Source organism: Halomonas sp. (assembly GCF_029263665.1).
Classification (GTDB): Bacteria; Pseudomonadota; Gammaproteobacteria; order Pseudomonadales; family Halomonadaceae; genus Halomonas.
In genome coordinates this window covers 22,354-34,578 of sequence record NZ_JAJUFQ010000007.1, presented here as the reverse complement: position 1 = coordinate 34,578, position 12,225 = coordinate 22,354, and the positions used below count along the sequence as shown (strand labels likewise).

8 protein-coding genes are annotated in these 12,225 nt (G+C 55.5%); 5 read left to right on the top strand and 3 right to left on the bottom strand.

Annotated elements, in window-relative coordinates; translation table 11 throughout:
* Positions 1-20 precede the first annotated feature (20 nt).
* Positions 21-407, top strand: a complete 387-nt coding sequence (gene rplQ / locus Q1K07_RS09250) for a 50S ribosomal protein L17 (RefSeq protein ID WP_300310086.1) — start codon at positions 21-23, stop codon at positions 405-407.
* Positions 408-786: 379 nt separating this feature from the next.
* Positions 787-1,008: a hypothetical protein gene (locus tag Q1K07_RS09245; RefSeq protein ID WP_300310084.1), complete on the top strand. Its 222-nt coding sequence runs from the start codon at positions 787-789 to the stop codon at positions 1,006-1,008.
* Positions 1,009-1,348: 340 nt separating this feature from the next.
* Here Q1K07_RS09245 and Q1K07_RS09240 read toward each other — a convergent pair whose 3' ends face one another.
* The 3 genes from Q1K07_RS09240 to uvrA all read right to left on the bottom strand — a co-directional run bounded on the left by Q1K07_RS09240 (position 1,349) and on the right by uvrA (position 8,675).
* On the bottom strand, positions 1,349-2,308 hold the full coding sequence (locus tag Q1K07_RS09240; RefSeq protein WP_300310082.1) for an FAD:protein FMN transferase: 960 nt from the start codon (positions 2,306-2,308) through the stop codon (positions 1,349-1,351).
* A gap of 60 nt (positions 2,309-2,368) precedes the next feature.
* The gene (locus tag Q1K07_RS09235; protein ID WP_300310080.1) at positions 2,369-5,146 is read right to left on the bottom strand and encodes a flavocytochrome c; all 2,778 of its coding nucleotides are present in this window, start codon (positions 5,144-5,146) and stop codon (positions 2,369-2,371) included.
* A gap of 628 nt (positions 5,147-5,774) precedes the next feature.
* Positions 5,775-8,675 carry an excinuclease ABC subunit UvrA gene (uvrA, locus tag Q1K07_RS09230; RefSeq protein WP_300310078.1) on the bottom strand — a complete coding sequence of 967 codons (2,901 nt, stop codon included), beginning with the start codon at positions 8,673-8,675 and terminating at the stop codon, positions 5,775-5,777.
* A gap of 174 nt (positions 8,676-8,849) precedes the next feature.
* Between uvrA and Q1K07_RS09225 the strand changes: the two genes are divergently transcribed.
* The 3 genes from Q1K07_RS09225 (at position 8,850) to Q1K07_RS09215 (ending at position 12,163) form a co-directional block, all read left to right on the top strand.
* A complete protein-coding gene (locus Q1K07_RS09225; RefSeq protein WP_300310076.1) occupies positions 8,850-10,235 on the top strand; it encodes an MFS transporter in 1,386 nt (461 codons plus the stop codon).
* Positions 10,236-10,426: 191 nt separating this feature from the next.
* Positions 10,427-11,089, top strand: coding sequence for a single-stranded DNA-binding protein (ssb, locus tag Q1K07_RS09220; RefSeq protein ID WP_300310074.1), 663 nt, complete (start codon positions 10,427-10,429; stop codon positions 11,087-11,089).
* A gap of 102 nt (positions 11,090-11,191) precedes the next feature.
* Positions 11,192-12,163 carry a LacI family DNA-binding transcriptional regulator gene (locus Q1K07_RS09215; RefSeq protein WP_300310072.1) on the top strand — a complete coding sequence of 324 codons (972 nt, stop codon included), beginning with the start codon at positions 11,192-11,194 and terminating at the stop codon, positions 12,161-12,163.
* The last annotated feature ends 62 nt before the right edge of the window (positions 12,164-12,225 follow it).

Sequence of the window (12,225 nt, the reverse complement as noted above, 5' to 3'; positions counted from 1 at the left end):
TTAGGTAAGGAATCACAACCATGCGTCATCGTAAGAGTGGTCGTCATCTGAATCGCACGAGCTCGCATCGTCAGGCCATGTTCAAGAACATGAGCGTGTCGCTGATCGAGCACGAAGTGATCAAGACAACCCTGCCCAAAGCCAAGGAGCTGCGCCGTCATATCGAGCCGCTCATCACTCTGGCCAAGCAGGATAGCGTCGCCAATCGTCGTCTGGCCTTCAGCCGTACTCGCTCTAAAGAAGCGGTCGGCAAGCTCTTCAACGAGCTGGGTCCGCGTTACGTCAATCGTCCGGGCGGGTACGTCCGTGTCCTCAAGTGCGGTTTCCGCACTGGTGACAACGCACCTATGGCCTACGTCGAACTGGTCGATCGTCCCGTCGTGGAAGAGGCTGCTGCCGAGGAGTAATCACTCCTGTGCAATGACTCTTGCTCGACGCAAACCGGCTCCCTTAGGGAGCCGGTTTTTTTTGAGGAAAATTTGGCTGCTTTCTAGCGCAGAAGAAAAATAATGGTGGATGGGCATGGGCTAGCTGTTCAAGTTGCATCTTCTGTGTAGGTATATTCCTAAATGATTGAAGGTATTTCTGATAAGGCTGTGTGGGGATCGACGTAGTCTTTTCCATAGGTAAAACTCGACTGCCTTTATTTGTAATGAAGGATGGTTGAAACCTGATGGCTTCTCCCACCCTGAAGCCTCAGGGCATATAGCACGGGATTAAAGGGGCTGAAAGGTTCTCAAGCACACTCTCAGAAAGAAAGATGACATTCTCGAAAAGGAGAAAACAATGAAGATCAAAATGATCCCGGCTGTTCTGGCTGTATCTCTTCTGGCTGCTGGCAGCGCTTATGCTGGCATGGATTCTGCCGCCCTTCAAAAGCGCATGGAAGAAATCTCGAAGCATGCTGAAGATGCCAGTGAGGCTAGCCGTATTGCTGCTCTTGAGCAGCAGGTGAAAGAATTGGAAGAGCTCCTCATGTCAACTATGGAAGAGCCTGCTGAGAAGTGATGCCATAGGCGGTCCAGTAAAGATTTTCTCACCTGGGCCGTGTGCGTAGTCTCATTGGACCTGGCTTGTCATGGCTTCTGGTACGAAGTCCAACTACCAGGAGATGGGGCTTTCGTGTGGCGGTGCAATAAAGCCCTGCTGGCAAGTGAGTCGGCAGGGCGTACCAAGCAAGAGTCTGTTTACCCTCCTGGCTTTCGTTACCTGAGGCTGGTTAACGTTCCAGCCGCGGCTTGAGGAAGTGGCCAGTATGAGAAATATCCATTATAGCGCTCTGTCCAGGAGTGGCTTCGGTGATGATCTGGCCATCACCTCTTCTCTGCTGAAATGTTACTCTGGTAGATCAATGTTGACAGAATCTGTTGTCCAGAAGCGTAAAACGGAAGTGCTGCTGTGATGAACAGATCACCCGCTGATCGCGAGTGACGAAGATAGCTTCGATATCAGGAAGGTCTGACAGATAACTGGTACTCTTCTCCACCCCCATTCCGAAAAACAGTGTGGTGTAAATATCGCCATCAATCGAGCGTTCGGAAATGATGGTGACACTGAGTAACTCGTTATCTAACGGATAGCCGGTGTTGGCATCCAGTATGTGATGGTATATCTGGCCATCTTGCTCAAAAAAGCGTTCATAAATGCCGGATGTCACCACTGACTTGTTGATGACTTCAATGATGCCAACCAGTTCATCCGGGGCACCAAACGGTTTTCTCAAGCCAATCAGCCAGCCTGTTGCGTCAGGAGGCTTCCCCAGTGTCTGTACATTGCCTCCGAGGTTGATCAGTGCGTTGCTGACGCCTCGTTGACGCAGAAAGGCCTGCACACAATCAGCGATATAGCCTTTGGCGATGGCGCCAAGGTCGATTTCCATCTCGGTTTTGGCCAGGAATACTGTCTGCGCAATGTCGTCCAGCAACACGTCTTGTGGATTGCATAGCAGGAGTCGTGACTGTAATTCCTCCTCTTGCGGCACTCTGTTGCCCTGGAAACCGATTTTCCAGCACTTCACCAGCGGGCCGATGGTGAGGTTGAAAAGACTGCCCGGAAACAGGCTGATGAATTTTGCGATACGAACAAGCTCGAAAACTGCTGGGTTGACTCTGACAGGGTGCACGCCGGCAGCAAGATTGATACTCATGACTTCAGAAGGCGAACGATTTGCCGTCAATAGGTTCTCGTAATGCTTGATCAAGTGGAACACCTGCCTGGCCAGCGCTTCATTGTGTTCGAAGAGTTTGAGTAGGATGGGCGATCCCATCAGCACAGTCGAATAAGCGTAGACCTGCTGCTCTTTAGGCATATTCGTCTCTGCTCATGATCGGGAAATACGGCCCACACATGATCGGGGGCCACTCTTGGTTCAGTGTTTGGCGAACGCTGCAGCGTTACGTCCCGCCAGAATGCCAAAAATGATGATGTCGGCGACCGCATTGCCGCCAATACGATTGGCACCGTGAATGCCACCGACCACTTCACCTGCCGCCCAGGCACCGTGGATGACCTGTTGCTGGCTGTCCAATACCGCGGTATCGGTGTTGATGGTGACGCCACCCATGGTGTGGTGTACACCGGGGGCAATACGAATGGCGTAAAATGGGCTTTCATTCAATGGATGACGCAGTGCAGTGGTTCGCCCGAAATCTTCATCCCGCTGCTTGATGACAAACTGGTTGTAGCGGTTCAGTGTCGTCTCCAGTGAGAGTTGATCGATGTTGAGCTTCGCTGCCAGCTCTTGAATCGTTGCTGAGCTGGTCACAAATCCCTTTGCAATGTATTCATCCGCTGCCTTGTTGTTGAGCCGAACCTGTTCATCAAAGATTATCCACGCACTTTTTTCAGGCAACGCGATAATCTGTGCGGATACTTTGTCCCGAGTCTCCATTTCGTTGAAGAACCGCTGGCCGGCTTGACTCACCAGAATTGCACCACCGCCACGAATGGATTCCGAGATCAGGTATGAGGTGGTTTGCTCGACGGTAGGGTGGATCTGGATTTCACCCATGTCGATGGTATCCGCACCGATTTCCTGTAGCATGGTAATGCCACTGCCGGTCGCACCTTTATGATTGGTCGTGACAAAGCCGTCCAGCTCAGGACGGTACTCAACCACCATCTCCCGGTTGGCACTGAACCCACCGGTCGCCACAATCACGCTTTTGGCGTTGATGATGCGAGTCTCGTTGTATTCATCGGCCACTTTGACACCGGTCACTGCACCATCTTCATGCAGAATTTTCGATACCGTGGTTTCCAGCAATATCTCGATATTGCGTCTGTTGATGTTCTTGACCAACCCGCTGATCAGAAAGCCACCTACCGCAGAACGGTCAGCTGGGCGATGGGTGCGATCGCGACTCATGCCACCGGTGATCGTGATATCACTCAGTGCGATATCATGATGTTCCAACCAGTCGATGGCTTCCGGCGCCTGTTCGACAAACTCACGTAATAGAGCAGGGTTGTTCTTGAACTTTCCACCTTTCAAGGTTTCTTCATAAAACAGCTCTTTGCTGTCTTCAATGCCTTTCAGATTCTGGAAACGGGTTTCTGCCGCATTCATGCCCACTGAGGCCTTGATGGTATTACCACCAACGGTTGGCATTTTTTCGATGATCACCACTCGGGCACCGTCATCATGGGCCTGAATGGCGGCTGCCAGTCCTGCGCCGCCGCTGCCGACAATCACTACATCGAAGTCTTGTGGTGCCGCGGGGTTACCTCCTTCTTCAATCACGTGCTCTTTGCTTGAGGTGGCCATGGCACGAGACACGGCCTTCTTCAGCGCCTCACTTTGAGTGGTTGCGCCACTTATTGCGTCGACATGGGGGCTATTGGCCACCAGCATTCTCGTACGAAGACTTTCGAAGGTGGTGGTGAAGTCGACATCCAGTGTGTCATCAGGAACCAGTGAAATATCAGTGATACGGTCAGTATCCAGGGTGACATTTATCTTCAGCTTCCATGCTTCAGCTTCGACTTTTTCCTGGTATACGCCCGCCTTGTATTTGCGGCCAGTATCACTCATATCGCGAATCATCGCGTCCACCAGCGAGAAACGCCACAGCGGTTCAGGAATATGCAGCGCCTCGCGCTGGGTGCTGTCGATGTACAGCTCCAGCTTGTCGTCATTGATGATGCGATCAGCCCAATCCGGATAGGCGATACAGGCTTTTCCGATCGCCACCAGGTCGTAACCATGTTCCAGCGCTGACTCGGCATCCTCCTTGTTAATCACTCCGCCCACGCCGATCACCGGGATTTTCGCCAGGGTTTCAGAGCGCTGCTCACAGAATCTGGTGATCAAGGGCGTCGGGTCGCCGGTATCGACAATGGAGGAGCGCAGCAATTGGCCGACAGAAAAATGGATGTAATCAAGACCACGCGCTGCCAGTCTCTCCAACAGATACATGGTGTCATCGAAGCGAATGCCTGGCGCTTCGATCTCTTCAGGAGAAAAGCGATAACCGATGATAAAACTTTCATGAGCAAAGCGATCGGCCATCTTGTGAGTGATTTCCAGCACCTCCAGTGGGAAGCGTGCACGGTTATCTCGGCTACCGCCCCATTTGTCCTCACGCTGATTGGAGTTTGGTGAGTAAAACTGTTGAATCAGGTAGGTATTGGCACCATGAATTTCCACACCATCGAATCCGGCTTTAATCGCACGATTCACTGCATCACCAAATTTGGTGATCATCACATCAACATCTTCAGCAGTTAACGCCAGGGGCCGTGTTGCCCCTTCGCGTGGTGCTGCGATGGCGCTTGGCGCGACAGGTGTTTTTCCTCCAATCAGCTCGGGCTCCACCATACGGCCGCCGTGATAGATCTGTAGAATCGCCCGTGATCCTTCAGATTTGATAGCGTCTGCAATTCTTTTCAGACCGGGGATCTTGTTGTCACTATCGATCGCGATAGCGCCAGGAAAGGCTGGTCCTTTGGGGTCAATGAAGCAACATTCCACAATGACCGTACCGATAGACCCCGCACGGGACCGGTAATATTCCACCAGATCGCTGGTGACAGTGCCGTCATGAAAGCCAGCGCAGGTGGTCATCGGTGCCATCACGAGACGATTCTTCAGAACGGCACCGCCTGGCAGTGTAAGAGAATTCAGAATGGGGGTGAGCTTGTTCACTGATGATCAACTCCAGAATTAAAAGCCTTGGCTGCCCGGTGGACCTTTCTCAAATGTGATCAAGTGGCCCGATTGCATGCTGTTGGTTTGGGCATTTCTCTATCTGAATGGCCAGTGGTTTTTATTTATTTGGCTTTTGTGATGTCAGGAGTGATTTTTAAGATGGCGCCGGTGCGCTTCAGTTGTTGTTGCTCATGAGCCGAGAGCGACTGAAACCGTGAGGCACAGTAGTCGTTCTCCACATATAAACGGCGCTTGTATTACTGCCCGAGCCAGTATCCCTTCTCGAAAGCTGGCTCCATTATTTGACGATTTGACCTTGCCTGGTGTTGTCCTGTCTCAAGCTTATGCTTGTCTGGCCTGGCAGCCAGTTCCCGATGACAGTAGGGGACATATTTATCTTGGGGTACTCAGGAAGAATCCATGCTGATCTTCGAGGTGAATGTTGGGGGAGATTGTAGGGACGGAGTCTTGCGACGGTGGTTGGTGGCCCGGATGGCCTCCTCGGGCTCCGAAGCCATCAAGGATAGCTTCAGGCCCATTGAGGTGGTCATGAGCGCAGTACTTCCGGGGGGCCAGCCCCCATCAATGACAATAACACCGTCACTGATGGGGGCTGGCATTTCCGTCAGGCAGTCACCTTTTCCTTGCCGCCTTTCCCTGTCTTGCGATTGCCTCTGGCTTCGGCATCTGTGTGATGGGGCTGACGTCCGAGCAGTGGCTTGAGGAAGCGCCCTGTATGTGAGACATCCATGTCTGCGACTTGCTCCGGAGTGCCTTCGGCGATGATCTGGCCACCACCTGACCCACCTTCCGGGCCCAGGTCGATGATCCAGTCTGCCGTCTTGATCACATCAAGATTGTGCTCGATGACGACGATGGTGTTGCCATGGTCGCGCAGGCGGTGGAGCACGGTAAGCAATTGGCGAATATCTTCGAAGTGCAGGCCGGTGGTGGGTTCGTCGAGGATATACAGTGTCTTGCCGGTATCGCGTTTGGCAAGTTCACGAGCGAGCTTGACGCGCTGGGCTTCACCTCCGGAGAGGGTGGTGGCGCTTTGCCCCAGGCGAATATAGGTCAGACCCACATCGGTAAGTGTCTGCAGGCGACGGGCGATGGCGGGCACTGGGCTGAAGAATTCCAACGCTTCCTCGACGGTCATCTCCAGCACTTCGTCGATCGTCTTGCCCTTGTACTGGATCTCCAGAGTCTCGCGATTATAGCGCTTGCCCTTGCACACATCGCAAGGAACATAAATGTCGGGCAGGAAGTGCATCTCGACCTTGATCATGCCTTCGCCCTGGCAGGCCTCGCAGCGCCCTCCCTTGACGTTGAAGGAGAAACGGCCAGGCTTGTAGCCTCTGGAGCGTGCTTCCTGAGTACCGGCAAACAGCTCGCGAATCGGCGTGAAGATTCCGGTGTAGGTAGCTGGGTTCGAGCGAGGAGTGCGGCCGATAGGGCTCTGGTCGATATCGATGACCTTGTCGAGTTGATCCAGGCCCTCGATGCTGGTGTAGGGAGAGGGCGTCAGGGTTGTGGCGCGGTTCAGCTCTCGGGCGGCAATCGGCATCAGGGTCGTGTTGATCAGCGTTGACTTGCCTGAACCTGAGACGCCGGTCACGCATACCAGCAGCCCCAGGGGGAGTTCGAGGGTGACGTTCTGCAGGTTGTTGCCGGTGGCGCCGACCAGTCGCAGTACCTTCTCGGGGTTGCCTGGAATACGCCAGGGCGGCACGTCAATGGCTCTGGCACCTGACAAATACTGGCCGGTCAGAGAACGCTCGTTGGCCATGATCTGCTCGGGGGTACCCTCTGCGACGATCTCGCCACCATGCACGCCCGCGCCGGGGCCGATGTCCAGGACGTGGTCGGCTGCGCGGATAGCGTCTTCGTCATGCTCGACAACAATGACGGTGTTACCCAGGTCGCGCAGATGCTCAAGCGTCTTGAGCAGACGGTCGTTGTCACGCTGGTGCAGACCAATGGAAGGTTCATCGAGAATGTACATGACGCCGACCAGGCCCGCGCCGATCTGGCTGGCCAGACGAATGCGCTGCGCTTCGCCTCCAGACAATGTTTCGGCACTGCGTTCCAGCGTCAGGTAATCGAGACCTACATTGACCAGGAATTCCAGGCGCGCAGAAATTTCATTGAGGATCTTTACCGCGATCTCACCCTTCCGCCCGGGTAATACCAGATTGCCGAAGTAGCGCTGAGCGTCGCCGATAGGCAGGCGCACCACCTCCGGGAGCGTGGTGTTATCCACATAGACGTGGCGAGATTCCTTGCGCAGGCGGGAGCCCTCACAGGTCTTGCAGGGTTGCACGGCGATATAGCGAGCCAGTTCTTCGCGAACTGTGCTGGATTCCGTTTCGCGATAGCGACGACGAAGGTTGGGCAGCACGCCTTCGAAAGGATGTTCGCGAGTGACCTTCTTGCCGCGGTCGTTGACATAGGTGAATGAAACTTCATCTTTTCCGCTGCCGTGGAGAATGATTTCCTGTTCATGACGGGCAAGCTCTTGCCACGGCGTCTCCAGGGTGAAGCGATAGTGGTCGGCCACAGCCTGCAGTTGATTGAAGTAATAGACACTGCGTCGGTCCCAGCCTTTGATCACTCCTTCTGCCACGGAGAGTTCCGGGTGACTGATCAGCTTGTCGGGATCGAAGAACTGCTCCACGCCCAGCCCGTCACAGGTGGAACAGGCTCCCGCCGGGTTGTTGAACGAGAACATGCGAGGTTCGAGCTCGGCAATCGAGTAGCCACATACCGGGCAAGCAAAGCGTGCAGAAAAAGCGATGTCATCGTGCTCACCATCCATGAAGTGAATGGTAGCGGTGCCATCCGCAAGGCCGAGAGCTGTCTCGAAGGATTCTGCCAGGCGCTGGGCCAGGCCGTCACGGACTTTGATACGATCCACGACCACGCTGATGTCGTGCTTGCGGTTCTTGTCCAACGGTTTGACGTCATCCAGTTCCAGCACCTGGCCATCGATCATGGCGCGTACAAAACCTTGGGCACGCAGTTCGGCCATCAATTGCAGGTGCTCGCCCTTGCGCCCACTGACGACAGGGGCCAGCAGCATCAACCTGCTGCCTTCAGGCAGTGCCATGACCTGATCGACCATCTGTGACACGGTCTGGGCTTCGAGGTCTTCGCCATGCTCCGGACAGCGTGGTGTACCGGCCCGGGCGAACAGCAGCCGCAGGTAGTCGTAGATTTCGGTGATGGTGCCGACCGTGGAGCGCGGGTTGTGGGACGTGGATTTCTGTTCGATGGATATAGCTGGCGACAAGCCCTCGATATGATCCACATCGGGCTTTTCCATCATCGACAGGAACTGGCGTGCATAGGTGGAGAGCGATTCCACATAACGCCGCTGGCCCTCTGCATAGAGCGTATCGAAGGCCAGGGAAGACTTGCCGGAGCCTGACAGACCTGTGACGACAATCAGCTTGTCCCGAGGGAGCTCGACGTCGATCTGCTTGAGGTTATGGGTGCGTGCACCCCTGACCAGAATCTTGTCCATTGCTACCTCGCGGCCGCGGAAAAAAGATCAATTATAGGGGGTCAAGCAGTGCTGCGGCAAAGTAAAGGACGCCTGATTCAAGGTGATTCGGCATTTCACGGTTGGGCACGAAAACGGTAGAATGCGCGCTCCGTCTCCGGGCTTCATGTCCTCTTTTCAAACACCAGGTTTTTTATGTCCAAGGCACTGCTTCTAGCCACCGAGCGGCGGGCCATTGTCGGCTTGGCCGGCCTTTACGCCACGCGCATGCTCGGCTTGTTTATGGTGTTACCTGTTCTGGCACTCAATGCAGATCACTATGCTGGTGCAACCCCGCTGCTGGTAGGTCTGGCACTAGGTATCTATGGCCTGACCCAGGCCGTATTGCAAATTCCTTTCGGGTTACTGTCCGACCGCATCGGGCGCAAGCCGATCATTGCCGGCGGTCTGCTGCTGTTCCTGCTGGGCAGCATCGTGGCTGCGGAAGCCGATTCCATTGCAACACTGATTCTCGGGCGCAGCCTTCAAGGAAGTGGTGCTGTGGCGGCTGCCATCATGGCACTGCTTGCTGATCAGACCCGGGAGCAGGTACGAACGGCCGCCATGGCTACCATTGGACTGTCCATCGGTGTTGCCTTCGGTGTGGCCATGGTACTTGGCCCATTTGTCAGTACCCACTTTGGCCTTTCCGGAGTGTTCTGGTTGACGGCAGGGCTTGCGGCACTTGGTCTACTGGTGCTCTGGAAGCTGGTGCCTCGGGCACCACAGCGCCGTGGACACCAGGATGTCGGTATGGATCGCAGCCAGCTCAAAAGCATTCTCGGACGATTTGATCTATGGCGTCTGGATGCTTCCATTTTTGGACTGCACCTGATCCTGATGGCAATCTTCACTGCCGTCCCTTTTCGATTGATCAATGCTGGCATTGATGAGGCGCATCATGGCCTGGTCTATCTCGGTGTGATGGGGCTGTCCTTCATTGCCATGGTGCCGTTGGTGATTGTTGCCGAGAAGCGGCGCAAGATGAAACTGATGTGTCTGGGAGCCATTGCCGTCATTACTCTCAGCCTGATAGGGCTGGGACTGGCCAGTTCTGGACTGGTGGCTCTCATGGCCTGGCTGTTTGCTTTTTTCACGGCTTTCAACCTGCTGGAGGCGACGCTGCCGTCATTGATCAGCAAGATGGCGCCTGCCGGGGCCAAGGGCACCGCCATGGGCATCTATTCCACCAGCCAGTTCCTGGGGGCCTTCCTGGGCGGCGTACTGGGTGGCTGGTTGTCCCAGCAATATGGACTGACAGCGGTATTCATAGGTGCAGCCGTATTTGGGTTCGTCTGGTTCCTGCTGATGCTCGGTATGACGCCACCAAGACATCTTTCCAGTGAGGTAGTGGCGCTGGGGCCAGAGCAGCAAGGTGATACGCTCGATAGTTTGATGGAGCGCTTTGCTGCAGTGGCTGGTGTCGAAGACGTGATGGTCGTGCCGGAAGAACGCACGGTTTATCTCAAGGTTGACCGCACCATGCTTGATCGTGAAGCTTTAGCACGCTTGACCGAGAATCAGGAAGGCCATGCCGCCTGACTCAGGTTGATCCGATAGTGCATGAATGTCTTGCATGTCATGTTGCTCTTGTCTTACAGCCAATGCTGATACGCTGATGACTGCGGCGTGATATCGGGATCTCGCGTATAGTAGCGGGATCAACTTTCGCATTGAATTTTGAAGGGCTCGCATAGCCCTGGTTTGCATAGCCCAAGTTAAAGGAGTCAACCATGGCCCGTGGCATCAACAAGGTCATCCTCATCGGTAACCTCGGTCAGGATCCTGAGGTCCGTTTCACTCCGTCCGGTACCGCGGTGGCCAACCTCAACCTGGCGACGACCGATAGCTGGATGGACCGCCAGAGCGGGCAGCGTCAGGAGCGGACTGAGTGGCACCGTGTGGTGCTGTTCAACAAGCTGGCTGAAATCGCCCAGCAATACGTCAAGAAGGGCGCCAAACTGTATATCGAAGGCCGCCTGCAGACTCGCAAGTGGCAGGATCAGAATGGTCAGGATCGTTACTCCACCGAGATCGTCGCCAACGACATGCAGATGCTCGATGGGCGTGGCGATGGTGGCCAACAGGCTGGTGGATTCGGTGGTGGCCAGCAAGGTGGTTATGGCGCCCCGCAGGGCGACGGCTTTGGCGGTGGCCAGCAGGCGGCTTATGGCGCGGCTGCGCCTCAGCAGGCCCAGGCTCCACAGCAGCAGTCCAACTTCGCCGGCCAGCAGGGAGGCGGCTTCAACGGTCAGCAAGGTAGCGGTTATGGTGGTGGCCAGCCGGCACAACAGCCCCAGCAGCCCCAGCAGCCCAGTTCAGGCGGCCAGAAAGGCGGTTTCGGTGCTCCGGATCCCGGCAGCTTCGATGATTTTGATGACGAGATCCCGTTCTAAGAACAGGCGTTTGTCTACCTGCCCGTGCGTCGAGGAGCCCCTGTTTTGCAGGGGCTTCTTGCGATGGTTCGCCACTGAAACCTTCGCCATTGAGACATCAGTATGACCCGAGACTCCCGCAAGTCCTCCACCATCCACGAAATAGCCCGTCGTGCGGGGGTGTCGATCGCTTCTGTGAGCCGCGCACTGAACGGCAAGCCAGGGATCGGTGAAGCGTTGCGCGAGCGCATTCTCAAGATAAGCCGTGAACTGGAATATCGGCCAAGTGCCGCAGCACGGGCGCTGATCAGCGGTAAGGCGGCTGTGGTGGGGATCTCTCTTGGACGCCAGGAAATTGAGCTGCGCCCCTACTACATCCTGCTTTACCAGCATCTGACTCTTGCGCTGCATCAGCATGGTCGGGTGCCGATGTTCTTTGCCCATGACCAATTCGAGACTCTGTCCGACCAGGCCGGCTCAGCAATTCTTCTGGGGGAATCTCCTGATGACACCCGGGCCCGCATTCTGACGGAAAAAGGCATTCCCTGGGTGCGTGTCGGGAGTGCCGGGGAAGGGTTCTCCCTGGCTCCGGATGATCGTTATGGTATCGAGCTGGCAACCCGTTACCTGATCGACAAAGGACGTCGGCGTTTGGTGTTTCTTGGTAGTGAGCTGGAACTGCCGTACTGTCGTCACCGTTTGGCAGGATACCAGCAGGTCATGCAGGATGCGGGACTGGCTGAGCGTAGCATCAGCCTGCCTTTCACCATTGAATCTGCCCTGGATGCCTATCGTGAGCTGGCCCGGCACCTGAAGCGATACGGGTTGGATTTCGATGGCCTGGTATGTGAAACAGATGAGCTGGCTCTTGGGGCAGTGGCGGCACTCGAGGATCATGGCATCGTTGTCCCCGACCAGGTGGCAGTGACCGGTTTCGATGACTTGCCCGCTCTGGCTGGGTCACTGACCACAGTACGTCAGGATATTGCTCTGCTGGCCAGAGAAGCAGTGGCGCTGTTGGTGGAGGCGCTGGCAGGGGAGCCGCCACGTCATATGATGATCCCGGTCGAGCTGGTTCCACGGGAGACTGGCTGATGGCTGAAGCTGTCTTGAAGCGTTGCTGACTAGCGAGATTCTGCAGACTCACAAGGAAGGAA